Raw genomic sequence first — 23,957 nt, forward strand, 5'->3', positions numbered from 1 at the left:
CGGCGGCCCTTGACCGGAGGTTCAAGTGGTCGATTTTTCTTCTGATCCGGCCAAGCGCGGCTTCTTTTCCCCGCAGCGCTACGATGCCGAGATTCTCGAATGCGAAGTGCAGGGCACACTGCCCGCCGATCTGGTCGGCACCTTCGTGCGCTTGGGCGGTGAATGGTATTATCCGCCGAGCAAGCCGGACGATGCGATGCTGCATACCGACGGTTATGTCAGCACCTTCCGGTTCAAGGATGGGCGCGTCTCTTACAAGGGAAAGTTCGTCCGCACGCCGCGCTTCCAGGCCAATCTCAAGGCGGGCCGGCAACTCTTTGGTTATTATCGCAATCGCTTTACCGACGATCCCAGCGTGCAGGGTATCGACGGCACCGTGTCCAACACCACCCCGCTGGTGCATGGCGGCAAGCTGTTCACGCTCAAGGAGGATTCGCTGCCCCAGCAGATCGATCCGGTGACGCTGGACACGATCGGCGCGTGGGATTTCGACGGCAAGTACAAGAGCCAGACCTTCACGGCGCATCCCAAGATCGACCCGTTCACCGGCGAGATGATCGCTTATGGCTATGAGGCGACGGGGCCGGCCTCCAGGGACGTGTTCGTCTACGCGATGGACAAGGCGGGCCGGGTGACGCGCGAGACCCGGTTCGAGGTGCCCTATGTCTCGGTGATGCATGACATTGCCTTGACCGAGAAGCACATCCTCTTCCCGTTCGGCGGCTATGTCACCAGCATGGAGCGCTTGCGCGAAGGCAAGGTTCACTGGGGGTGGGACCGCAGCAAGGACAGCTACATCGGCATCATGCCGCGCGATGGCAACGGCAAGGACATCCGCTGGTTCAAAGGCCCGGAACGGTGCATGATGCACACGTTCAACGCGCAGACCATCGGCAACAAGGTGGTGCTCTACGCCCCCTTCTACGATTCCAATTTCTTCCCCTTCTTCCCTAATGTCGATGGCTCGCCCTGGGACCCGACGCGGGCCAAGGCCTATGTGCGCCGCCTGACCTTCGACCTGAATTCCAAGAAGGATAGCTGGGAGGAGGAGATTCTGTTCCCGCTGCCCATCGGCGATCTGGGGCGGATCGATCCGCGCTATCTGACGCAGGAAAACCGCTATTGCTTCACGGGATTTACCGACCCGACCCGGCCGTTCGACGAGGCGCGGGCAGGCAATCTGCGCGGGCGCGTGACGAACAGCTATGCCCGGTTCGATCTCCATACGAACAAGGTCGATCGCTATTTCCCCGGCGATACGCACAGCCTGCAGGAATGCACCTTCATTCCGCGCAGTGCCGATGCGCCGGAGGGCGACGGCTATCTAATCGGCACGGCTTCCAATTATGCGGAGATGCGCTCCGAGCTGATCATTGCCGATGCGCAGCGGCTGGAGGAGGGCGACATCGCCCGCGTGATCCTGCCGTTCCGCGCAGGTCCGCAGGTTCACGGCATCTGGGTTCGGCCGGACGAACTGGCGCCATTTCCAAAAGCAGGAGGCATCGATGCGTGATGAGAGCGAGGCCCTTGAGGCTGCAAAAACAGGAGGAGAGAGATATGGCCATGACGAGACTGCGGTGCCTGGCTTTGACGGCCGTAGCGATGGGGCTGGTCATGACCGGTAATGCCCAGGCGCAGAGCCTTTCGGCGGAGGACTATGCGGTCGCGCGCGCCGAGATCGTCAACCTGTCGAACCGGCTCATGATCGCGTCCGACGCGCGGGATGCCGAGACCTATGCCGAGAGCTTCGCCAGTGATGGCGTGCTGGACTGGATTGGCGGGGTGGAACATGGCCGCGAAGCGATCCGCAAGGCGATCGAGGAGTGGCGCGCCCAGATCGCGAAGAAGGCGACGATTCCGGCGGACGCCGGTTCGCAGCCGCGCACGCGCCATTATGTGCTCAACCACGACATTACGGTGAACCCGGACGGCAAGACCGCGTCTGGCCGCGTCTATTGGTTCGCGCTGACCAACAACACGCCGCAGACGGACGTGCAGGTGCTCTATTTCGGCCATGTCATCGAGGATTATGTGAAGGAAGACGGCAAATGGCTGTTTTCCAAGCGCGCGGTGTTTAACGAATCCCGCCATAATCGGGCGCTTTTCTACCCCGAGCTGGGCGAGAGGGACCCGCGTCAGGCGGACTGACCGGCTGTGTTGAGCGTGCGCGGTGCCCGCAAGGGCAGCAATCGCTGGCCTTGCGTGCCTCGGGCGCGTCTGGCACGGGCGGCTGGACGGTCTGCCCGTCCAGCCACACCCGCCTGATCCGGATGCCTCGCCTGTCATGAGCCTGCGTCTTGCCATTTTCGATTGCGATGGAACGCTGGTCGATAGCCAGCACAGCATCGTCGAGGCCATGGATGGCGCGTTTCGCGCGGTGTCGCTGGTGCCGCCCGACCGCCAGCAGTGCCTCTCGGTCGTGGGCCTCTCCTTGCCTTATGCGATTGCCCGGCTGGTGCCCGATGGCTCCGAGGCGCTGCGCGACGAAATTTGCGACCATTATAAGCTGCGCTTTCAGCATCTGCGCGCCTCTGGCGGGCTGCGCGAGCCGCTGTACCCGGGCATCGCCGATCTGCTGGATCGGCTCGAAGCGCAAGGCTGGCTGCTCGCCATCGCCACCGGCAAATCGGAGCGGGGCTTGCGGCTGCTGCTCGAGCATCATGGCATGGCCAAGCGCTTCATCTCGCTGCAGACGGCGGATCGCAATCCCTCCAAGCCGGACCCCGCGATGATCGGCGCGGCGCTTGCCGAGGCGGGCGTCGAGCGGGCCAGCGCTGTCATGATCGGCGATACCAGCTTCGATATGCTGATGGCGCGGGCGGCCGGGGTCCAGGCGCTGGGCGTCGCCTGGGGCTATCATCGCGCCGAAGAGCTGATCGAGGCCGGAGCCGCATCCGTGGCCATGGACAGTGCCGAGCTGGCGCGCCATATCGGCCTTTCATGACAGAGACGACACCCAAGAGCGCCGGTCCGAACCCGTCCGACGCCGCAGCGCAGACCCGCCGAGCGGCGGCAGCCAAGCAGCGCTTTTACGCGATCGGCCTGTTCCGGCTGTCCGGCGCGTTCATCCTGCTGTTCGGCATGGCAATCTCGCTGGAGCGGTTCGATTGGGTGCAGGGCGACAAGGCGAAGTGGATGGGCGTGATCGTCTCCACCGTCGGCTTCATCCAGTTTCTCATCGTGCCCCGGATGCTAGCGCGCGTGTTCGCGACGCCGAAGGACAAGGGCTAGGCCCGACATGAAACGCTTCTGGACTTCCGCGCAGGTGATTGCGAGCGAGGACGGCTGGTCCATCGGGCTGGACGGGCGCGCGGTGCGCACGCCCGCGCGCGCACTGCTGGTCGTGCCCGGTGCGGCGCTGGCGCAGGCGATTGCCGAGGAATGGAACGGGCAAGGCGAGAAGATCGACCCCGCCACCATGCCGATGACCGGCTTTGCCAATGCGACGATCGACCGTGTGCTGCCGGCGCTGGGCGACTTTCGCGGGCAGGTGGCCGCTTATGCCGAAAGCGATCTGCTCTGCTACCGCGCCGATGGACCGCAGACGCTGATCGCGCGGCAGGAAGCCCAATGGCAGCCCTTGCTGGATTGGGCGAGCGAGCGCTTTGGCATCGCCTTCGTGGTCACGCAGGGCATCATCCCGGTGGATCAGCCGGCGCTGACATTGGCGGGCCTGCGCGCCGCCGTCGAGGCGCTCGATCCGTGGCTGCTGGCTGGCTTCGCCACGCTCGTGCAGATCAGCGGCACGCTGGTGGGTTCGCTGGCGCTGATGGAAGGCAGGCTGTCGGCGGAGGATCTGTTCGCGGCGGCGAGCCTGGACGAGGCCTGGCAGGCCGAGCAATGGGGCGAGGATGCTGAAGAGAGCGCGCGGCTCGCACGTCGTCGCGCTGATTTCCTCAACGCGGCGCGCTATTGCGCGCTGGCGGCCGAGCGCTGAGCGTTCCCTTGATCCGCGATTTGGTCTAGGGCGCGAACCATGACGCAAGCCGCTCTCGAAATTCAGGATCTCTGCAAGACCTACAAGGGCGGCAAGCGCGCGCTGGACGGCGTGAACCTCACCGTGCCGCGCGGCAGCATCTACGGACTGCTGGGCCCCAATGGCGCTGGCAAGTCGACGATGATCAACATCCTCGCCGGGCTGGTCAACAAGACCAGCGGCACGGCGCGGATCTGGGGGTTCGACATCGACAAGGATGCGCGCAACGCGCGGCTCTCGATCGGCATCGTCAATCAGGAAATCCTGTTCGATCCTTTCTTCACGCCGCTGGAAACGCTGGAAAACCAGGCCGGCTATTATGGCGTGCCCAAGGCGGAGCGGCGCTCGATGGACCTGCTGCGCGCGGTGCATCTCGAGGACAAGGCATCGGCTTATTCGCGCACGCTGTCGGGCGGCATGAAGCGGCGGCTGATGGTCGCCAAGGCGATGGTCCATGCCCCGCCGATCCTCGTGCTGGACGAGCCGACGGCAGGCGTGGACATCGAGCTTCGCCAGCAGCTCTGGTCCTATGTCCGCTCGCTCAACGCGCAGGGCGTGACCATCGTGCTCACGACGCACTATCTGGAGGAAGCCGAGGAGCTGTGCGATCGCATCGCGATCATCAATCACGGCCGGCTGATCGCGGACAAGCCGACGCGCGAATTGGTCGGCATGGCGCGGGAAAAGGTGGTGGAAGTCACCGTCGACCGCGATCTCGGCACGCTGCCCGCGCATGACCGGTTCGAGCGGGTCGAGCGGTCCGACGCGCGGAGCCTCAAGATCACCTATCTCAAGGACAAGGCCACGGCGGGCGATGTGCTCAATGTCGTGCAGGCGCAGGGCTACAGCATCGTGGACGTCTCCACGCACGACCCCGACCTTGAAGACGTCTTCCTGACTCTCACCCGCGCGGACGGTTGAAGAAATCTCTCACGCGTCAGGCATGATGCGCAAAATGAAGGCCGTCGATTTGCACCGGCGGCCTTTCATGTGTTCAGACTGAGCGAGGCTCAGGCGAAGCTGGTCGAAACCCGACGACGACGCAGCTGCATGCCGGCGAGCGCGAAGCCACCGATCATGAGAGCCCAGGTCGCCGGCTCGGGAACCGCAGCCATCGACACATTGTCGACCACGAAGTCGGCTGCCGTGCTGCCGTCACCGAAGAAATTGAACTTCAGATTGGCCGGGCCGCTGTTCGTCGCGGTGAACTGCGTCGTGAAGGTGTACCAGGTCTGCGGCGTGGTGCCGCTCACGCTGCCCGCCGTGAGAGTCAGCCCCGCCGGTACATCGTCGATCAGGAACTGGAGCGAGGCGTCGAACGGATTGCCATAGCCATTCAGCGGCACAAAGTAATCGAACGACAGATAGTAGCTCACGCCGGCAACCACGTTCACGCTCTGCGAGAGCGAGTCAGGGTTGGCCGTGTCGGACGAGAAATAGGCGCCATAGGTGCCGCCGCCAGCCGGGGCGGGAATGGATTCGCCATAGGCACCGGTCGGGTAACCCGAGCCCTGACCATAAGCGATCACGACCGGAGCCGTGCCGCCGCCGACATTGCTCAACGACCAGCCGCTGAAGCTGCCCGACTCGAAGCCACCATTGGTGACGAGATTGGCCGCCATGGCGGGGCCAGTCAGGGCGAGCGCGACGGCCGTCCCAAGAAAATAAAGTGATTTCATGATCTTTTCTCCCACACGCAAACGCACAAGGCGTCACACGAGGCTTTGTACTCCATTTCGCGATATATTTCCTCTTCGTTAACTATCTTCCCTTGAGTTTCCGCCGAATAATCGGAAAGATCGTTCTCGATCAGTCTATTACGAGCTGCCGCATTGCAAAGCGCCGCGCGCAGGCTAGGACACGGCATTGCGCGCCATTCCACCACGCGGCCGCTCGGGACTTTGTGCATGACCATTTCCACGCATGACATCATCATCATCGGATCGGGCGCGGCCGGCCTGACCGCCGCCATTAACCTGGCGCAGACGCACAAGGTGCTGGTGCTCGCCAAGGGCGCGCTCGATTCCGGTTCGACCAACTGGGCGCAGGGCGGCATTGCTGCGGTGCTCGATGGCGGGGACAGCTTTGCGGCGCATGTCGAGGATACCATGGTCGCTGGCGCGGGGTTGAACGACCGGGCGACGGTGGAGTTCGTCGTATCGGAAGCGCCTGCCGCGATCGAGCGGCTGGCGGCGCTGGGCGTGCCATTCAATGCGGGCGAGGCCTTTGGCGAGCGCTGGCACCTCACGCGCGAGGGCGGGCATTCGCACCGCCGCATCGTGCATGTCGATGATGCGACCGGTCATGCGGTGCAGGTCGCGCTGATGGCCGCCGCACGCGCCAATCCGAACATCACCCTGATGGAGAATATGGTCGCGATCGACCTGATCACCTCCCGTCATGGCGAGCGCTATTCCGGCGATGGCCGGGTGTGGGGTGTCTATGCGCTCGACAGCAAGGCCGGGCGCGTGGAAGCCTTTGTGGGTCGGGCGACGATCCTCGCGACGGGCGGGGCAGGCCGCACCTATCTGTTTTCCACCGCGCCACGTGGCGCGACCGGGGACGGGATCGCCATGGCCTGGCGGGCCGGCTGCCGCGTCTCCAATATGGAAATGATGCAGTTCCATCCCACCTGCCTCTACAATCTGGAGGTCAAGAACTTCCTGATTACCGAGGCGATGCGGGGCGAGGGCGGCAAGCTCAAACTGCCCGCGGGCGTGCCCGGCGGCGGCGAGCGGTTCATGGACCGGTTCGACCCGCGTGGCGAACTTGCGCCGCGCGATGTCGTGGCTCGTGCTATCGACCATGAAATCAAGCGGCTTGGGCTGGATTATGTCCATCTCGACATCAGCCACCAGCCGCCCGAGTTCATCAAGGAGCATTTCCCGACCATCTATGCGCGGCTGCTGAGCCTGGGCATCGACATCACCAAGGAGCCGATCCCGGTGGTGCCGGCCCAGCATTACACCTGCGGCGGCGTGGTGATCGACCTCGATGGGCGCACTGATCTGCCGGGCCTCTATGCAGCGGGTGAGGTGACGGAAAGCGGCCTGCATGGCGCCAATCGCCTGGCTTCCAACTCGCTGCTCGAATGCTTCGTGTTCGGCGAGGCGGCTGCCAATCACATCCGGGCGACATGGGCCGATCTCCCCGCGCCGCCGCCGATCCGGGCGTGGGACGAAAGCCGCGTGACGGACAGCGACGAGGAAGTCGTCGTGACCCACAACTGGAAGGAGATCCGCCGGTTCATGTGGGATTATGTCGGCATCGTCCGCTCGACCAAGCGGCTGGAGCGGGCGCAGCACCGCGCCGACCTGCTCGCGCGCGAAGTCGATGACTATTACGGCAATTTCCGCGTGACGTCCGACCTCATCGAGCTGCGCAACCTGCTTGAAGTCGCCCGACTGATCATCCGCAGCGCGCTCAAGCGCAAGGAGAGCAGGGGCCTGCATTACACGCTCGATCATCCCGATATGCTGCCGGAGGCTGTCGATACGGTGCTGGCGCCCTGACATCAGAATGAGCAAAAAAAGGGCGCGATGGCCAGGCCGTCGCGCCCTGAGGTTCTGACTAGGAGGGAAAACAGCAGAGCTGCCTTCAACGCTTCGACTGCGGATCGTCGCGTCACGATGTTTATGGGCGACGTCGGCAGTGCGCGCTTTGACAGAGATCAAACCGTTGCGATTTGCAATAATTAGGGCAGCGCTTGTTCCCGCTACATCCTCACTTTGTCGCAAAAGGGATTCGGTACACCGCAACTGATCGCTTCGTTCTGGAATTATGCGCAGGGCTCAGTCAGTATATCCCTATGTTCGGCAAGGAAGATTTCAGCGCGTGAGGCAGGGTCTGGGGCCATTGTCGGCGGCGCTCGCGGTGCTTGCATTGGCGAGTTCGTGCACCGCCATTCCGTCATCGACACATCCAAGCGCGCGGATCGCGGCGCCGGCGCAGCCCGCCGTCCGCTACGCGCCGCCGCGCGAAGTGGTGCAGCCGGTCCCGCAGCAGGCCGCCGTTCAGCGGGTGCAGCGCGGCGGCACGGTGAGCGCGCCTTGGCTGCCCAATCGCAATGCCGTTCCCACGCCGCGCGTGCCGGTCACAGCGGCGCCGCCCGCGCTGGTTGCCAGCATTCAGGCGCTCGGGCGCCAGTTCAATGGCAAGGTCGGCATCGCGGTGCAGAGCGTGGATGCGGGGTGGACCGTCTCGCACAATGGCGATCTGCTGTTCCCGCAGCAGAGCGTCTCCAAGCTGTGGGTGGCGATGACCATGCTCGATGCCGTGGACCGCGGCAAGCTGACGCTGGACCGGGATGTCACCATCCGTCCGTCCGACCTGACGCTCTTCCATCAGCCCATCGCGGCGCTGGTGAATAGCGAGCAGGGTTATACCACCTCGCTGCGCAGCCTGTTCGAGCGGGCGATGACGCAGAGTGACAATACCGCGAACGATTCGGTGCTGCGCACCGTTGGCGGGCCGGACGCCGTGCGCAGCTATCTGGCGCGGCGGTTCATCGGAACGGACAGCATCAGGTTCGGCCCCGGCGAGCGGCTGTTGCAGAGCCAGACGGCCGGGCTGACCTGGTCGCAGAACATGTCCGCCGGGCGGAACTTCTACGCGGCGCGGTCCAACCTGCCGCGCTCCGTGCGCGAGCGCGCGCTCGACAGCTATCTGGCCGATCCGCCCGATGGCGCGGCGCCGCTGGCCATTGTGGGGGCGCTGGCGCGGCTCCAGAAGGGCGAGATGCTCTCGCCATCTTCGACGCAAATCCTGCTGGCGACGATGGAGCGCGCGAAGACCGGTCCGCAGCGGATCAAGGCCGGTGTTCCGGCCGGCTGGACCTATCTCCACAAGACCGGCACCGGGCAGGATCTGGCGCCGCGTTCGACCGGCTATAATGATGTCGGCATCATGACCGCGCCGGATGGCTCGAGCTATGCGATTGCGGTGATGATCGGCGAGACCACGGTGGGCATTCCGCAGCGCTGGGAGCTGATGCAGGCGGTATCCCGTGCGGTCGGCACGCTGCACCAGGGCGGCGCCCGCTACAGCGCCGCGCGCTGACCATAGCTTTCGTTTAGGAAATGCCGCTAAGAGCGGGGCGGGGCGGCGTCGACCGCGCCGGCTCATGATGCCTTATCGGAACCGACATGCCTGCCACTTCTCCTTCCGATCTCGCGATCGTCATCGTCAATTACCGGACGGCGGATTATGTCATCCGCTGCGTGGACTCGCTGGTTCCGGAACGAGCGCAGGCCGGGCCGTTCGAGGTCATCGTGGTTGACGGTGGCTCGGCTGACGGGTCGGCAGAGAAACTCACCGAGCATTTCGCTCTTCGTGAGTGGCAGGACTGGGTGACGGTGCTGCCGCTGGAGCGCAATGGCGGCTTTGGCTGGGCCAATAATCAGGCGATGTTGCGATTGCTCCAGCGCCCGGCGCCGCCAGCCTTCATTCATGTGCTGAATCCCGACACGCTGGTCCAGCCCGGCGCAATCGCGGCCTTGCTGGAGGCCATGCGCGCCCGTCCGCGCGCTGGCGCTGTCTGCAGTCGCCTGCTGGAGCCGGACGGCGCACTGGCCGGGTCCGCCTTTCGCTTTCCGACGCCGGGCCGGGAGTTCGTCCGAGGGTGCGGCATGGCCAAGCTCGGGACGATGCTCGGCATCGCGCCGACGCTTGTTGAGGGCGAGGCGCCCATCATGGCGGATTGGCTCACCGGCGCCAGCGTCCTGTTTCGTAGTGCGGCCCTTCGAGAGACCGGATTGTTCGACGATGGCTTCTTCCTCTATTTTGAGGAAGTCGAGCTGATGCACCGCATGGGCCGCGCGGGCTGGGAGATGTGGTTCGTGCCGGGCAGCCGCGTGATCCATATTGCCGGGGCCGCCACGGGCGTCGCGAGCGGGGCGCAGGTCGCGGTGCGGCCCTATCCGGCTTATCGTTTCGAGGCGCGGCGGCGTTATTTTGTGCGCACCGGCGGCGTTGCGCGGCTGTTCAGTGCCAACCTTGCGTGGCTTGCCGGGCGGGCGCTGGCGCTCGCCTTGCGCCCCCTGCGTGGACCGAGGGCCGACGCCGTTCCGCAGGAGGTGTCGATGACCTTGCGGCATGGCTTCTGGCCCAAGCGGGCGGATGGGCGCGCCTCCATCCCCCGGTGGGATGAGCCAGCAGGCCGTGCGCCGGGCTGGACCGCGCCATGAGCGTCGTGGCGCCGCGCACGGGCATCGTGGCGATCGGGCGGAACGAGGGCGAGCGGTTGAAACGCTGCCTTAGAAGCGCGCCGGCTGATTGTCCGGTAATCTATGTCGATTCGGGTTCGACGGATGGCAGCATCGCCTTCGCTCAGAGCCTCGGCATCGGCGTGGTAGAGCTGGATGTCGCGACGCCTTTTACTGCGGCGCGTGCGCGCAATGCCGGCTGGCGCCGCCTGCTGGCGGATCATCCCACGCTCGATTTCGTTCAATTCGTCGATGGCGATTGCGAACTTGCGCCGGACTGGATCGGTCGGGCCGAACAGGCGCTGGATGCCGAGCCGAGCCTGTGCGCGGTCTTCGGGCGGCGTCGCGAGCGCTTCCCCGCTGCCAGCTTCTACAATGCGCTGTGCGACGATGAATGGAATGTCCCCATCGGGCAGGTCGAGGCCTGTGGTGGCGATGTGCTGTTCCGCGTGGCGCCTCTGTCGCAAGCCGATGGCTATGACGGCAGCCTGATTGCCGGCGAAGAGCCCGACCTTTGCCTGCGTCTGGGCCGGATGGGCTGGCAGGTCCGGCGGATCGACGCGGAAATGACACTGCATGATGCCGACATTCATCATGCGCGCCAACAATGGCTGCGTGCGCGCCGGGCCGGCTATGCCTTTGCAGAGCATGTCGCGCGCCATGGCGATGCGGCATTTCCGAGCTGGCGCCGCCAGCGCAACAGCATCCTGCTGTGGGGCAATATGATCCCGCTCCTCATCCTGGGCGCGATCCTGCTCGGGCTGGCGTCGGGCCTGGCGCCGCTGATCTGGGCTGCGCTTGTGATGGTGCTGATGTATCCCGCGCAGGTCGTGCGGATCGCGGCCCGCAAGCGCGCGGCGGGGTCGCCGCTGCGCTTCGCCATGGGCTATGGTCTGTGGATGATGCTCGGCAAGTTCGCGCAATTCGGCGGCTTGGCGCGCTATCATCTGCGCGCGCGGGGGGGAGGGCCGGCCCGCCTCATCGAATATAAGGGCGCAGAAGGGAGTGCGCGGCCATGAGCTTCAAAGACATGTGTCAGCTCGTGCGCGAGGATTATGCGGCGCATGGGCGCGAATGGACCCGGCCGGGTTTCCGCACCTTATTCTGGCACCGGTTCGGCAACTGGCGCATGACGGTGCGCTCCAAGCTGCTGCGGGCGCCGCTCAGCATGATCTATCGCTGGGGCTACCGGCATTGCCGCAATGTCTATGGCATCGAGATTCCCTACACCGCGACGATCGGCCGGGGCGTGATCGTCGAGCATCAGGGCGGTATCGTGGTGCATGGGGCCAGCATCATTGGCGATGGCTCAATCATTCGGCAGAACTGCACGCTGGGCTTGCGGTCCCTGCAGCGGCTGGATGAAGCCCCGATTATCGGGCGGAATGTGAACATCGGCGCCGGCGCGGTGATCATGGGATGCGTGACGATTGGCGATGGCGCCGCCATTGGCGCGAACGCGGTGGTGATGACGGATGTGCCCCCCGGTGCCCTCGCGGTCGGTGTCCCGGCGGTGGTGAAGGTCCGCTAGGCGCTTTTCTTGCCAACCAGTGCGCACACAGCTATAGCCACCCCCTGACGATGGCGGCCTCGCACGGGCCGCCTTTTTCTGTTTGAAAAGCCGTGCGAGGAAGGAAGAGTAGTCTTATGTCTATCACCCCGCTCATGCCCGTTTATCCCCGGTGCGATGTGCGTCCGGTGCGAGGCGAGGGCTGCTATCTGATCGGCGAGCGCGGCGAGCGTTATCTGGATTTTGCGAGCGGCATCGCGGTCAACGCGCTGGGCCATGGCCATCCGCACCTCGTGAAAGCGATTGCCGAACAGGCCGCGACGCTCATGCACGTCTCCAACCTCTACGGCTCGCCGCAGGGCGAGGCGTTTGCGCAGCGCATTGTCGAGAACAGCTTTGCCGATACGGTGTTCTTCACGAACAGCGGCGCGGAAGCGGTGGAATGCGCGATCAAGACCGCGCGGCGCTATCACTTCGCCAATGGCAACCCGCAGCGGCACAAGCTGATCACGTTCAAGAACGCCTTTCACGGGCGGACTTTGGGCACGATCAGCGCCACCGACCAGCCCAAGATGCGCGACGGGTTCGAGCCGCTTCTGCCGGGCTTCGATTATGTCGCGTTCAACGATCTGGAGACGGCGCTCTCCAAGATCGACGATGAGACCGCCGGCTTCCTCGTGGAGACGGTGCAGGGCGAGGGCGGTCTGACCGCCGGCAAGCCCGACTTCATCAAGGGCCTGCGCGAGGCGGCGGACAAGCACGGGCTGCTGCTGGTGCTCGATGAAGTGCAGTGTGGCTATGGCCGCACCGGCAAGTTCTTCGCGCATGAGCATTATGGCGTGAAGCCCGACGTGATGGCCGTGGCCAAGGGTATTGGCGGCGGCTTCCCGCTCGGCGCCTGCCTTGCGACGGAAGAAGCCGCTAAGGGCATGGTGTTCGGCACCCATGGCAGTACCTATGGCGGCAATCCGCTGGCGATGGCGGCGGGCATGGCGGTGCTCGACGTGCTGCTGGAGCCGGGCTTCCTGGAGCAGGTCGCGGCAACCGGCGAGCGGCTCCGCGGCGCGCTGGAGCAGCTCATCCCCAATCATGACGATGTCTTCGAGGAAGTGCGTGGCCTCGGCCTCATGCTCGGCGTGAAGCTGAAGCCGCAGGTGGAGGCGCGCAACTTCGTGGCGCATCTGCGCGACAATCACGGCCTGCTGACCGTCTCGGCCGGCGAGAATGTCGTGCGCATCCTGCCGCCGCTGGTGATCGAGCAGAGTCATATCGACGAAGCGATCGCCAAGCTTTCGGCAGGCGCCGCCAGCATCAAGGCAGAGGCGAACGCATCATGATCCGGCATTTCCGCAATCTCACGGATGCAGGCGGCGACGCGCTCGCGGCCATTCTCAACGATGCGATGGACCGCAAGGCAGCGCGCGCGGGCATGCCCAAGGGCGCTGTCGACAAGGACGCGCCGCTGGCGGGCCACACGCTCGCCATGATCTTCGAGAAGAACTCGACGCGTACGCGTGTCAGCTTCGATATGGCGATCCGCCAACTCGGCGGTTCGTCGCTGATCCTGGACAGCGGCACGACCCAGCTCGGTCGTGGCGAGACGGTGGCGGATACCGCCCGCGTGCTCAGCCGCATGGTCGATCTGATCATGATTCGCACCGACGATCACGCTAAGATCGAGGAAATGGCGCATCATGCGACCGTTCCGGTGATCAACGGCCTGACCGACCTCTCGCATCCCTGCCAGATCATGGCCGATCTGCTGACGGTCATCGAGCATGGCCTTGCCTTGCCGGGTAGCCAGTGGGCCTGGCTGGGCGATGGCAATAATGTGCTGCACTCGATCATCGAGGCGGCCGGGCTGTTCAAGTTCGACGTGCGCATCGGCGTGCCGGAAGGGTTCGATCCCGATCCGCGCTTTGCCGAAGCGGCGCGGGCTGGGGGGGCTACGATCACGCTCACGCGCGATGCGGTGGAGGCGGCCAGCGGCGCGGATGTCGTTGTGACCGACACATGGATTTCCATGGGTCAGGCCGGCGGCGACGCCAAGCTGCGCGCGATGATGCCCTATCAGGTGACGCCCGCACTGATGGCCCGTGCCAAGCCCGATGCCAAGTTCCTGCACTGCCTGCCCGCCCATCGCGGGGAAGAGGTGCTGGAAGAGGTGATCGATGGTCCGCAGTCGCTAATCTGGGATGAGGCCGAGAACCGGCTCCATGCCCAGAAGTCGGTGCTGCTCTGGGCGGCAGGCCTGATTGGCTAGGACCAGCCGCGATTCAGCGCTGGCGGCCTGCAAATGGCGGTTTTTCGTGCTTCCGGTGCTCACGTACCTGAAGTACGCTGCGCTCCGGGTCGCGAAAAACCACCTTTTTCGACTCGCCATCATCTGAATGTTGATCGGTCTTAAACGAGGCATAGGACATCCGGCGCCGTGCCGGAGTCACACAGGATATGCCGGGGCGCCCAACGCGCGCTCCAGCACAACCCGCACATGATCGGCGCCGGGGCACGGCGGATAGCCACGCTGTTCACGCCGCCCGAGCGGACGTCGGGGCATTTTCTGCTGATCGATGCGATGCGGGGCGTGGCCGCGCTGGTCATCATCTTCTGGCACTATCAGCATTTCTTCTACCCGCCGGGCGCCGAGCGGGCGATGGCCGGCTTCCGCCCGCAGCAGCCTTTTTTCGAGCAGGCCAGCTGGCTCTATGAGCATGGCAAATATGCCGTGCAGCTCTTCTGGGTGATATCCGGCTTCGTCTTCGCCCATGTCTATCATGGCCGGAAAAGCAGCACGCGCGACTTTGTCGTGAACCGGCTCGCGCGCCTCTATCCGCTTCACGTGCTGACGCTGCTGATCGTGGCGGGCTTGCAGGGAATCGCGCAGGCGAAATTCGGCGCATTCCTCGTTTACCAGCACAATACGCTGGGCAATTTTCTGCTGCATCTTGGTCTTGCCTCCAACTGGTGGCCGACGGTGGTCTACAGTTTCAACGCGCCGATCTGGTCGGTGTCCATCGAGATTCTTGTTTACGCGCTGTTCTGGCTGAGCCTGCCTGTGCTGTTTCGCGCGGGCGTGCTTGGACCCGCCCTGCTGGCCGCAGCGGCCATCGCCGGTTGTTTCATGTTCGAGGGCTACATCCTCCTCATGTGCGCGGCAGGTTTCTTCGGCGGCGCGGCGCTGTTTGCTGTTCACGCCAATCGCACCATCTGGCTCTCCGTGCTGGTCGTTCTGCTGCTGGGGGCAGGGGGATGGACGAGCTGGGACGACAGTCTCGACATCCGGCGCTATCTCTCTGTTCCGCTGTTCAGCATGGCGATCGTGCTGCTGGCCGCCCTGCTGGAGCCCTGCCTGCGGGCGACCCTGTTGCAGCGGACGCGCTGGCTGGGAGATGCCAGCTACGGCATTTATCTGTGGCACTTTCCCGTCCAGCTGGTGCTGCTGCTCGCTGTGCCGGGTCTGGCGACTGACCATCAGCTGGCGCGCGAGCCGGCCTTCTTTCTGATGTTTATGACCAGCGTGGTCATCATCGCGGTGCTCTCCTTCCGCCTGTTCGAGACACCATTGCGGCGCTGGTTGCGGGCCCGGCTGGAGGCGCGGCCTCATTCGCCCGCTTCCTCGCAGGCGGCGCCTTAGACTCTCGCCCCCTTAGACTTTCGTGAGGGGAGTGCCTATCTAGGCGCCATGTCAGAATTCGATCCTGCCCGCACAGAGGACCGCGTCCTCGGTTTCGCCCTGCCTGCCCGCAATGTCCGGGGCCGGCTCGTGCGCCTTGGCCCTGCGCTCAATGCGGTGCTCGCCGCCCATCGCTATCCGCCCGTCATCGAGAAGCTGGTGGCAGAGGCCCTTGTGTTGGCCGCTTTGCTCGGCGCTATGCTCAAGGATGATGAGGGCCAGCTCACCCTGCAGGCGCAGACCGAGCAGGGGGCGGTGTCGCTGCTGGTCGCCGATTATATGGGCGGCGCGGTGCGCGGTTATGCGCAGTTCGATGAGCAGCGCCTCGCCGAGCTCGGCGAAAATCCCACGCTCTTCGGTCTGTTCGGCAAGGGCTATCTGGCGATCACCTTCGATCAGGCGGTCACGGGCGAGCGCTATCAGGGCATCGTCCCGCTCGAGGGCACCGGCCTCGGCGCGGCGGCGGAGCATTATTTCGCCCAGTCCGAACAAATCCCGAGCATCGTGAAAATCGCGGTTCGGCACGATGCGGAGGAGGGCTGCATCGGCGGCGGCATGCTCCTGCAGCATCTGCCCGAAGGCGAGGTGGGGCGGGAGCGGCTGCATGTGCGACACGATCATCCCGATTGGGAGCATGTCATGATCCTCGGCAACACCCTGTCCGAGGAAGAACTGACCGATCCGGCGCTGGGGCTGGAGGATATCGCCTGGCGCCTGTTCCATGAGGAAGACGAGATTCGCGCGCTCTCCAGCGCTGATTTGCGCAAGGGCTGCCGGTGCGACCCGGAGCGGATTCGCGGCGTGCTGGGCCGGTTCGACCCCGCCGAGCGCACCTCCATGGCCGACGAGCGCGGGGTGATCGCGGTCGACTGCGCTTTCTGTTCGCGGATTTTCGATATCACCTTGGCCGAGTTGCAGGCCCCGCACTGAGGCGCACGCCCGCCGGCAGATTTGACAATCTGCGACAAGCCGTGCATTTCCATCGTTGAAATATTGCGGTATCCGGCCTCGTCGGCCGTTGCCGCCTGCAAACGAAGAAGTGGCTGAAGCGACATGGCATTCAAGGCAGCGACGCTGGCGATCGGGCTCGCGCTGGGCAGCTTGCTGGCGCCCATGTCCATGGCGCAGGCGCCGCAGGCCGGCGGGCTGGACTCGGTCGAATCGGGCGAGTGGGAGCTGCTGGAGCGGGGCAGCAATCAGGCCGCGCGCCGGATTTGCATCAGCGATGGCAGCCAGCTGCTTCAGCCCAAGCACCCCTATCGGCAGTGCGAGCGTTACCTGATTCGCCAGTCGCCGCGTGCGGTTGCAGCGTCCTATGACTGTGGCGAGGGGGGCCGTGGTCGCACCGACCTGCGGATCGAGACCTCGCGGCTCGTGCAGATTTCGTCGCAGGGCGTGTCCGATGGACTGCCTTTCGCGCATGAGATGGAAGCCCGACGGGTGGGGGCCTGCCGCCCCGGTGCTGCGAGGCGCTGAAGCTGAAGACATATCTCCCCTGCTCAGAGGAGGGGCCGGGGGGTGGTGGCGATGCGCCAGCATCGCTTAGCCAGTGAGTAACTTCGAAGTTGCAGCACCACCCCAACCCCTTCTCTAAAGAGGAGGGGCTAGCACTGCCGCAACGGCGTTCTCCCGCCCGAGCGCCCGCTCGCGAAACCCGAATTCATCTCATCCCGTGACAGGGGCAGGGGATTTGCGCTAGCGCGAGGCATCATGTCACCGATATCGTCTGCATCGCACGCCCCCGTGGCGGTTGTCCTTCTTTCCGGCGGACTCGACTCGATGGTCGCCGGCGGACTGGCGCGCGAGGCGGGGTTTCGTCTGGCGGCGCTCACCATCGATTATCAGCAGCGCCACCGCGTCGAGCTGGAGGCCGCCAAGCGGGTGGCGGCCGCGCTGGAGGTGGAGCGCCATGTCGTGCTGCCGCTCGACCTCTCGCTGTTCGGTGGATCGGCGCTGACCGCTGACATCGACGTGCCCAAGGAGGGCGTGGGCGAGGGCATTCCGATCACCTATGTGCCGGCGCGCAACACGATCTTCCTCTCGCTCACGCTTGGACTGGCCGAGGTGGTGGGGGCAGAGCGCATCTACATCGGGGTGAACGCGCTGGATTATTCGGGCTATCCGGACTGCCGCCCGGAGTTCATCGCCGCGTTTCAGCATATGGCATCGCTGGCCACCAAGCAGGGCGTGGAAGGCGCGCCGGTGCAGATCGCAACCCCGCTCCAATATATGAGCAAGGCGCAGATTGCCGCCGAGGCGGCGCGGTTGGGGCTGGATGCCGGCATGAGCTGGTCCTGCTACGATCCGACGCCCGAAGGCCTGCATTGCGGCCTGTGCGATAGCTGCCGTTTGCGCGCGAAGGGGTATCAGGAAGCCGGCCTGCCCGATCCGACGCGTTACGCGACGCATCCCTGAGCCGCGCCGATGAGCTACGCCGTCAAGGAGATGTTCCTCACCTTGCAGGGGGAAGGGATGCAGGCCGGTCGCCGGGCGGTGTTCCTGCGCTTGGCCGGCTGCAACCTCTGGTCCGGGCGGGAGCAGGATCGGGCGAGCGCGATCTGCCAGTTTTGCGACACGGATTTCGTGGGGACGGACGGGGAGAATGGCGGTCGCTTCGGCGAGGCGTCGACGCTCGCGCAGGTCGTGGCCGATCTCTGGGGTGATGAGGCCGGCCAGCGGTTCGTGGTCATCACCGGTGGCGAGCCGATGCTGCAGCTTGATCCCGCGCTGATCGACGCGCTCCATGCCGCCGGCTTTGAAATCGCGGTGGAGAGCAACGGCACGCTGGCGGCGACGCCGGGCGTCGACTGGCTCTGCATCAGCCCCAAGGCCGGCAGTAGCGTGACGCAGCGTCGGGGCGATGAGCTCAAGCTGGTCTGGCCACAGCCTGGAATCGACCCGGCCGAGCTGCTGGATTGGGACTTCGGCCAGTTTCTCGTGCAGCCGATGGACAGCGGCACCCCGGAGGCGAATGCCGCAAACCGGGAGGCCGCCATCGCGCTGGTCCTGTCAGACAGCCGCTGGCGCCTGTCCCTCCAGACCCACAAGCTGCTCGGGCTGAAGTAGAGTTATTCCGAGGCGACCGTCTCGGTGTCTTCGGAACTGGCATTGGCGGCGGGCTCGCTCGTCTGCTTGCGGCTGACGCTGCCGGCATTGCCGACCGCGCCAAGGCCATCGGCCTTCACGGCATCGAGGTCGGTCATGGAATCGTTCACCGTGCCTTCCAGCACATTCATGTCGCGCATTTCGACCGTGTTGCCCGGCGCATCCTGCGCGCCGTCGCAGCCCGCGAGCGCGAGACCGCCCATGGCCGCAAGCAGAAGAAGGGGAACGTGGGTCTTGCGCATCAGCGGCATCCTTTCTGGTCTTCTTGGTCGTGGCCGATTTCCCGATCGGTCGAGGCCCCCTCGGCAGCACGAAGAGCCGGTCTTAAAGAGGGATGCCGCAGGGCTCAAGGGGCCGTGGAACCCGACCACCCCATGGCTGCGGCCGTTCACCCGCCGTCGGACTCGAGCGCTGCCAGCATGGCTGGCAGATGCGATTGGAGAATGGCATCGAGGCGGTGCATGTCGGCCGGGCGTCCCAGATCGGCGAGGCTGGTGACACCCAGATCGCTGATGCCGCAGGGCACGATGCCGCCATAATGGCCCAGGTCCGGCGCGACATTCATGGAGAGGCCGTGCAACGTCACCCATTTGCGCACCCGCACGCCAATGGCACCGATCTTGGCCTCCGCCCCGTGCGGCCCCTGCGTCCAGACGCCGACGCGGCCATCCACGGTCCACGCCTCGACACCGAGATCGGCCAGCGCGGCGACCATCCACTGCTCCAGCGCGCGGACGAAGCGCCGCACATCGCGTCCGCGTCGGCCCAGATCGAGATTGAGGTAGACGACGCGCTGGCCGGGGCCGTGATAGGTATATTGCCCGCCACGTCCGGTGACATGGACGGGAAAAACTGGTGCCAGAAGATCGGTCGAGAGCGCGCTGGTGCCCGCAGTGTAGAGCGGAGGATGCTCGACAAGCCAGATGCGCTCGCGCGCCTCGCCGGCGGCAATCGCCGCGACGCGCGCATCCATATCGGCCAGCGCGCTTTCATAATCGAGCAATCCCGGCTCGATCCGCCACTCAGGGCTGGCCAGGAAATCCTGTTCGGGGAGGGCAGGTGCGGTCATCTCGCCCGAGATGCGATCTGCGACCAAATTTGGCAAGGCATGGCTCGCCTATGGCGCGCGGGGGAGATATTGCCTATCGAGCGCGCAAACGGGAGCACAAGCGGTTGAGCAGGATCGATCTGGCAGCGATATGGGACGACGCCAAGCAGATGGGCGCGGCAAACCGTGACATTCTGGGCGCCGTGGCCGGCATGTTCATGTTCCTGCCCGCTCTGGTGGCCGAGCAGCTCGTCAAGCAGCCCGAGCCGCTCGCCGAGAACGCCACCAACGACATGATGCTGGCGCGGCTGACCCAATATGCCGAGCTGAACTGGCCGGTACTGCTGGCCTTCGCTGCCATCTCGTCCTTCGCCGTGCTGGCGATGCACGCGCTGCTGCTGCGTGGCGAGCGACCGACGGTGCGGGAGGCTCTGGTCATGGCTCTTCCGGTCCTGCCCGGTTTCTTCCTTGCGAATCTGCTGCAGGGACTGGGCGCCATGGGCGGCTTCATGCTCTTCATTCTGCCCGGCTGCTATCTGATTGGCCGGCTGGCCTTGATTGCGCCGGTCTCCGCGGCGGAGTCGCAGCGCAACCCGCTCACTATCCTCCAGCGCAGTGCCGCGCTGACTCGGGGAAATGGCTGGCGGGTCTTCGGCGTGCTCGGCCTTATTTTCATCATGATGATCATGCTGGGGGTTGTGCTCACCTCCGTTGTGGGGGTGGTCGCCGAACTGCTGCTGCCGGCCGACATCGCCGACCTGCTGATCGCGATGGTCTCGGCGCTGGTGGAAACCGCCCGTACGGTGCTCGTCGTGCTGATCTGCGCCGCGCTCTACCGGGCGACGGCGGGTGCGCCGGCAGCCGGAGCGCCGTTCAGCTCCAGGTGACGCGCGGCGGCAGGCTCATCAGGATTGCGTCGATATTGCCGCCGGTCTTGAGGCCGAACAGCGTGCCGCGATCATGCACGAGGTTGAACTCGACATAGCGGCCGCGCCATTCGAGCAACTGCGCTTCCTGCTCCGCTGTCCATGGCAATCCCATGCGGCGACGCACGATTCGCGGAAAGGCCTCCAGAAACGCCTCGCCCACCGCTTGGGTAAAGGCGAAGCTCTCCTCGAACGGCCCTTCGAGATGGTCGTAGAAAATCCCACCCACGCCGCGGTGAACCTGGCGGTGGGGAATGTAGAAATACTCTTCCGCCCATTTGCTGAAGCGCGGATAGTAGCTCTCGTCATGCGCATCGCAGGCGCGGCGCAGCGTGTCATGGAAGTCCGCCGTGTCTTCCTCATAGACGATGGGCGGATTGAGGTCCGCGCCGCCGCCGAACCAGCGCTTGGTCGTCACCAGCATGCGCGTGTTCATGTGTACGGCCGGCACATGCGGATTGGCCATATGCGCCACGAGGCTGATACCGGTGGCAAAAAAGCCGGGCTGCTCCTCGCCTGCGCCGTGGATCGTGCGGGCGAATTCGGGCGAGAAGGCGCCGCCGACCGTCGAGACGTTCACCCCGACCTTCTCGAACACCTTGCCCTTCATCACCCCGCGCACGCCGCCGCCGCCACCGCCCTGTTCAATGGGGCCGGAGGGCTGGCCGTCACCCTCGCGCCACCAGGACAGATAATCGAACGCCGCATCGCTGCCCGCTTCCCGCTCGATGGCTTCGAACGCGGCGCAGATCCGGTCCCGCAGGCTTTCGAACCAGGCGCGGGCGGCCAGCTGTTGATCGTCGAGGCTGTTGGGTGCGGTGGAAGTCATGCGGGTAAAAGTCCGGTCTGTCTGAGAGCTTCGCCAAGCGCGATGCCAGTTGCTACCGCGACGTTCAAGGAGCGAAAGCCGGGCGCCATGGGAATCCGCACGCGCAGGGCCGCCCGCGTGTGGATATCTTCGGGCAGGCCCGCGCTCTCGCGGCCGAGCAAGAGGATGTCGTCGCGCTGGAAGCTGGCCTGAGGCAGGGGCACGCTGCCAACGCTGGTCAGCGCCACCAGACGCGCGCCGTCCTTCAGTCGCTCGGCGATGAAGCTCTCAAAGTCCACATGCCGCATCACATCGGCCTGCGCGCCATAATCCATGGACGCCCGGCGCAGCTGCGCGTCGGACACCGGAAAGCCGCAGGGGAGAATGATGTCGACGGGGATTTGCCAGCAGGCGGCCAGTCGCAGGATGGTGCCGACGTTGCCGGCGATATCGGGCTGATAGAGGGCGATGCGCATCCTTACCTCCTAGCCACGGCCCTTGCGCAATCCCACCCCTCTTGCGCCCGGCTGGAAAAAGGCGGGCGGGCCACGAAATTGAAGGTTGGCAAATCGCAATCAAGGGCGCTATCAGGCGCCCGAACGCGCCGGGACCATCCTGGCGTGCGGTGTGTCGTATCATTCGGCGGACGAGCGGACTTCCGGCCAATAAGGAAGCCTTTCGGTTCGACCGCGCGATCGACTGGCGCCCGAATCGAGATTTCGGCGTGCACGACGCTCTCGGGCGATCGTGGACAAAGGGAGGCAATGACAAAGCATGGCCACTGAAGTGCAAGGGACGGAAGCTGTCATGGACGATGGCGAAGGCGTGCGTCGTCGCGACTTCATCAACATCGCAGCCGTGAGTTTCGCTGGTGTTGGCGGTCTCGCCGTTCTGTATCCGCTGATTACCCAGATGAGTCCGAGTGCGGACGTGCTGGCGCAGGCGACGACGGAAGTCGATCTGTCGGCGATCCAGGCCGGCCAGGCGATCAAGACGGTGTTCCGCTCGCAGCCGCTGTTCGTGCGGCATCTGACGGACAAGGAAATTGCCGAGGCGGACGCCGTCAACGTCTCCACCCTGCGCGATCCCCAGACGCTGGAAGAGCGCACGGTCGACGGCAAGAAGCAGTGGCTGATCACCATGGGCGTGTGCACCCATCTGGGTTGCGTGCCGCTCGGTGCCGGCGAGGGTGAGAACCGGGGCGAGTTCGGCGGTTATTTCTGCCCGTGCCACGGTTCGAGCTATGATACTGCCGCGCGCATCCGCAAGGGGCCTGCGCCGAAGAACCTCGTGGTTCCGCAGTATAAGTACACCTCCGACACCGCCATTCTCGTAGGCTGAGGATAAAGATAATGAGCTTTCCCTGGGCTGAGCATTACACGCCGAAGCATCCCGTGATGAAGTGGGTGGATGAGCGCTTGCCGCTCCCGCGCTTCGTCTACAACGCCGTCGGCGGCGGCTACGAAGTGCCGCGCAACCTCAACTATTTCTGGAACTTCGGTGTCCTCGCGGGCGTCGCGCTGACGATCCAGCTGATCACCGGCATCATCCTCGCCATGCACTATGCGGCGAATGCCGGCGTGGCGTTCGATAGCGTCGAGCACATCATGCGCGATGTGAACTCGGGCTGGCTGCTGCGTTATGCGCACGCCAACGGCGCGAGCTTCTTCTTCATCGTCGTCTATCTCCACATTTTCCGCGGCCTCTATTACGGATCGTACAAGGCGCCGCGCGAAATGGTGTGGCTGCTCGGTGTGGTCATCTTCCTGCTGATGATGGCGACGGCGTTCATGGGCTATGTGCTCCCCTGGGGTCAGATGAGCTTCTGGGGCGCGCAGGTGATCACCGGCCTCTTCGCCGCCATTCCGGTGGTGGGTGAGCCGATCCAGACCTGGCTGCTCGGCGGCTTCGCGCCTGGCAATGCCGCGCTAAACCGATTCTTCTCGCTCCACTATCTGCTGCCGTTCGTGATTGCGGGTGTCATCATCCTGCACATCTGGGCGCTGCACATTCCCGGCTCGTCCAACCCGACCGGCGTGGAAGTGAAGGGGCCGCAGGATACGGTGCCGTTCCATCCCTATTATACGGCGAAGGACGGTTTCGGCCTCGGCGTGTTCCTCATCCTCTTCGCACTGGTCCTGTTCTTCGCGCCGAATTCGATGGGCCACCCGGATAACTATATCCAGGCCAACCCGCTTTCGACGCCGGCGCACATCGTGCCTGAATGGTACTTCTGGCCGTTCTACGCCATTCTGCGCGCCTTCACGATGGATCTGGTGATCCCGTTCACCGGTATCGTGCTGGTTCCCGCGAAGCTCCTCGGCGTGATGGCGATGTTCTCGTCCATTCTGCTGCTGTTCTTCCTGCCGTGGATCGACACCTCGCCGGTCCGCTCGGGCAACTACCGCCCGCTGTTCAAGAAGTTCTGGTGGCTGCTCATTCTGGACGTGCTCGTGCTCGGCTATTGCGGCGGCGCACCGGCGGAAGAGCCCTATGTCATGATCAGCCAGATCGCTTCGGCTTATTATTTCGCGCACTTCCTGATCATCTTGCCGATCATTGCGTCCATCGAGCGGCCGCTGCCGCTCCCCGGTTCGATTACCGAAGCGGTGCTGGCCAAGGGCAAGTTCGAGGGAGAACAGTCTGCACCTCCGGGCATGGGCAGCGATACCCAGCCCACCGGCGCAGCTTAATTAAGGGGTCCGTCA

The 23,957-nt window shown here is 64.8% G+C and carries 26 protein-coding genes; 21 read left to right on the top strand and 5 right to left on the bottom strand.

Translation table 11 applies throughout. The annotated features are described in order from the left end of the window. Window positions 1-25: 25 nt before the first annotated feature. The 6 genes from M2335_RS05020 to M2335_RS05045 all read left to right on the top strand — a co-directional run bounded on the left by M2335_RS05020 (window position 26) and on the right by M2335_RS05045 (window position 4,897). Window positions 26-1,513, top strand: coding sequence for a carotenoid oxygenase family protein (locus M2335_RS05020; protein WP_264593978.1), 1,488 nt, complete (start codon window positions 26-28; stop codon window positions 1,511-1,513). A 44-nt stretch (window positions 1,514-1,557) separates the two neighbouring features. After that, the gene (locus tag M2335_RS05025; RefSeq protein ID WP_264593979.1) at window positions 1,558-2,148 is read left to right on the top strand and encodes a nuclear transport factor 2 family protein; all 591 of its coding nucleotides are present in this window, start codon (window positions 1,558-1,560) and stop codon (window positions 2,146-2,148) included. 136 nt (window positions 2,149-2,284) lie between these two features. Next, window positions 2,285-2,944 (top strand): HAD-IA family hydrolase, encoded by a 660-nt coding sequence (locus M2335_RS05030; RefSeq protein WP_264593980.1) that lies wholly within the window; start codon window positions 2,285-2,287, stop codon window positions 2,942-2,944. Beyond that, the gene (locus M2335_RS05035; protein ID WP_264593981.1) at window positions 2,941-3,231 is read left to right on the top strand and encodes a purine permease; all 291 of its coding nucleotides are present in this window, start codon (window positions 2,941-2,943) and stop codon (window positions 3,229-3,231) included. Before M2335_RS05030 ends, M2335_RS05035 begins: the two co-directional genes overlap by 4 nt. 7 nt (window positions 3,232-3,238) lie before the next feature. Continuing rightward, the gene (locus M2335_RS05040; RefSeq protein ID WP_264593982.1) at window positions 3,239-3,937 is read left to right on the top strand and encodes an ATP12 family chaperone protein; all 699 of its coding nucleotides are present in this window, start codon (window positions 3,239-3,241) and stop codon (window positions 3,935-3,937) included. A 39-nt stretch (window positions 3,938-3,976) separates the two neighbouring features. Beyond that, complete coding sequence (locus M2335_RS05045) at window positions 3,977-4,897, top strand: ABC transporter ATP-binding protein (RefSeq protein ID WP_264573451.1); 921 nt, start codon at window positions 3,977-3,979, stop codon at window positions 4,895-4,897. An 89-nt stretch (window positions 4,898-4,986) separates the two neighbouring features. Here M2335_RS05045 and M2335_RS05050 read toward each other — a convergent pair whose 3' ends face one another. Beyond that, the gene (locus M2335_RS05050; RefSeq protein WP_264575133.1) at window positions 4,987-5,655 is read right to left on the bottom strand and encodes a PEPxxWA-CTERM sorting domain-containing protein; all 669 of its coding nucleotides are present in this window, start codon (window positions 5,653-5,655) and stop codon (window positions 4,987-4,989) included. Between the two features lie 228 nt (window positions 5,656-5,883). On the opposite strand from M2335_RS05050, the gene nadB reads away from it, so the two are divergent. The 12 genes from nadB (at window position 5,884) to queE (ending at window position 18,428) form a co-directional block, all read left to right on the top strand. Continuing rightward, window positions 5,884-7,488, top strand: a complete 1,605-nt coding sequence (nadB, locus tag M2335_RS05055; RefSeq protein ID WP_264593983.1) for an L-aspartate oxidase — start codon at window positions 5,884-5,886, stop codon at window positions 7,486-7,488. Between the two features lie 322 nt (window positions 7,489-7,810). Further along, the gene (locus tag M2335_RS05060) at window positions 7,811-9,034 is read left to right on the top strand and encodes a class A beta-lactamase-related serine hydrolase (RefSeq protein WP_264593984.1); all 1,224 of its coding nucleotides are present in this window, start codon (window positions 7,811-7,813) and stop codon (window positions 9,032-9,034) included. An 86-nt stretch (window positions 9,035-9,120) separates the two neighbouring features. Next, entirely contained in the window at window positions 9,121-10,161 is a 1,041-nt protein-coding gene (locus M2335_RS05065) for a glycosyltransferase family 2 protein (protein WP_264593985.1), read from the top strand. After that, window positions 10,158-11,198 carry a glycosyltransferase family 2 protein gene (locus M2335_RS05070; protein WP_264593986.1) on the top strand — a complete coding sequence of 347 codons (1,041 nt, stop codon included), beginning with the start codon at window positions 10,158-10,160 and terminating at the stop codon, window positions 11,196-11,198. The genes M2335_RS05065 and M2335_RS05070 overlap by 4 nt, the downstream gene beginning before the upstream one ends. Then, window positions 11,195-11,710: a serine O-acetyltransferase gene (locus tag M2335_RS05075; RefSeq protein WP_264593987.1), complete on the top strand. Its 516-nt coding sequence runs from the start codon at window positions 11,195-11,197 to the stop codon at window positions 11,708-11,710. Before M2335_RS05070 ends, M2335_RS05075 begins: the two co-directional genes overlap by 4 nt. Before the next feature lie 116 nt (window positions 11,711-11,826). Next, complete coding sequence (locus M2335_RS05080) at window positions 11,827-13,026, top strand: aspartate aminotransferase family protein (protein WP_264593988.1); 1,200 nt, start codon at window positions 11,827-11,829, stop codon at window positions 13,024-13,026. After that, window positions 13,023-13,952 (top strand): ornithine carbamoyltransferase, encoded by a 930-nt coding sequence (argF, locus tag M2335_RS05085; RefSeq protein WP_264585616.1) that lies wholly within the window; start codon window positions 13,023-13,025, stop codon window positions 13,950-13,952. Before M2335_RS05080 ends, argF begins: the two co-directional genes overlap by 4 nt. 228 nt (window positions 13,953-14,180) lie before the next feature. Next, window positions 14,181-15,323: an acyltransferase family protein gene (locus tag M2335_RS05090; RefSeq protein ID WP_264593989.1), complete on the top strand. Its 1,143-nt coding sequence runs from the start codon at window positions 14,181-14,183 to the stop codon at window positions 15,321-15,323. 48 nt (window positions 15,324-15,371) lie between these two features. Beyond that, window positions 15,372-16,292: an Hsp33 family molecular chaperone HslO gene (locus M2335_RS05095; protein WP_264593990.1), complete on the top strand. Its 921-nt coding sequence runs from the start codon at window positions 15,372-15,374 to the stop codon at window positions 16,290-16,292. A gap of 123 nt (window positions 16,293-16,415) precedes the next feature. Then, a complete protein-coding gene (locus M2335_RS05100) occupies window positions 16,416-16,838 on the top strand; it encodes a DUF3617 domain-containing protein (protein WP_264593991.1) in 423 nt (140 codons plus the stop codon). Window positions 16,839-17,072: 234 nt separating this feature from the next. Next, window positions 17,073-17,777, top strand: a complete 705-nt coding sequence (queC, locus tag M2335_RS05105; RefSeq protein ID WP_264585613.1) for a 7-cyano-7-deazaguanine synthase QueC — start codon at window positions 17,073-17,075, stop codon at window positions 17,775-17,777. A gap of 9 nt (window positions 17,778-17,786) precedes the next feature. Continuing rightward, window positions 17,787-18,428: a 7-carboxy-7-deazaguanine synthase gene (queE, locus tag M2335_RS05110; protein WP_264593992.1), complete on the top strand. Its 642-nt coding sequence runs from the start codon at window positions 17,787-17,789 to the stop codon at window positions 18,426-18,428. A 2-nt stretch (window positions 18,429-18,430) separates the two neighbouring features. Here queE and M2335_RS05115 read toward each other — a convergent pair whose 3' ends face one another. Both M2335_RS05115 and lipB read right to left on the bottom strand, forming a co-directional pair. Then, window positions 18,431-18,709: a hypothetical protein gene (locus tag M2335_RS05115; RefSeq protein WP_181560433.1), complete on the bottom strand. Its 279-nt coding sequence runs from the start codon at window positions 18,707-18,709 to the stop codon at window positions 18,431-18,433. A gap of 146 nt (window positions 18,710-18,855) precedes the next feature. After that, on the bottom strand, window positions 18,856-19,536 hold the full coding sequence (lipB, locus tag M2335_RS05120) for a lipoyl(octanoyl) transferase LipB (RefSeq protein WP_264595360.1): 681 nt from the start codon (window positions 19,534-19,536) through the stop codon (window positions 18,856-18,858). 104 nt (window positions 19,537-19,640) lie between these two features. Between lipB and M2335_RS05125 the strand changes: the two genes are divergently transcribed. Then, window positions 19,641-20,402: a hypothetical protein gene (locus M2335_RS05125; RefSeq protein WP_264593993.1), complete on the top strand. Its 762-nt coding sequence runs from the start codon at window positions 19,641-19,643 to the stop codon at window positions 20,400-20,402. Here the strand turns inward: M2335_RS05125 and hemF are convergent. Together hemF and M2335_RS05135 are read right to left on the bottom strand one after the other, a co-directional pair. After that, window positions 20,389-21,270, bottom strand: a complete 882-nt coding sequence (gene hemF / locus M2335_RS05130; protein ID WP_264593994.1) for an oxygen-dependent coproporphyrinogen oxidase — start codon at window positions 21,268-21,270, stop codon at window positions 20,389-20,391. The genes M2335_RS05125 and hemF overlap by 14 nt on opposite strands. Next, entirely contained in the window at window positions 21,267-21,725 is a 459-nt protein-coding gene (locus M2335_RS05135) for a tRNA (cytidine(34)-2'-O)-methyltransferase (protein ID WP_264593995.1), read from the bottom strand. Before M2335_RS05135 ends, hemF begins: the two co-directional genes overlap by 4 nt. 298 nt (window positions 21,726-22,023) lie before the next feature. Here M2335_RS05135 and petA point away from each other — a divergent pair, with 298 nt between their 5' ends. Both petA and M2335_RS05145 read left to right on the top strand, forming a co-directional pair. Then, window positions 22,024-22,590 carry a ubiquinol-cytochrome c reductase iron-sulfur subunit gene (petA, locus tag M2335_RS05140; RefSeq protein WP_181560428.1) on the top strand — a complete coding sequence of 189 codons (567 nt, stop codon included), beginning with the start codon at window positions 22,024-22,026 and terminating at the stop codon, window positions 22,588-22,590. A gap of 11 nt (window positions 22,591-22,601) precedes the next feature. Then, window positions 22,602-23,942 (top strand): cytochrome b, encoded by a 1,341-nt coding sequence (locus M2335_RS05145; RefSeq protein ID WP_181560427.1) that lies wholly within the window; start codon window positions 22,602-22,604, stop codon window positions 23,940-23,942. The last annotated feature ends 15 nt before the right edge of the window (window positions 23,943-23,957 follow it).

It is taken from the genome of Sphingobium sp. B12D2B, assembly GCF_025961775.1.
GTDB lineage: Bacteria > Pseudomonadota > Alphaproteobacteria > Sphingomonadales > Sphingomonadaceae > Sphingobium.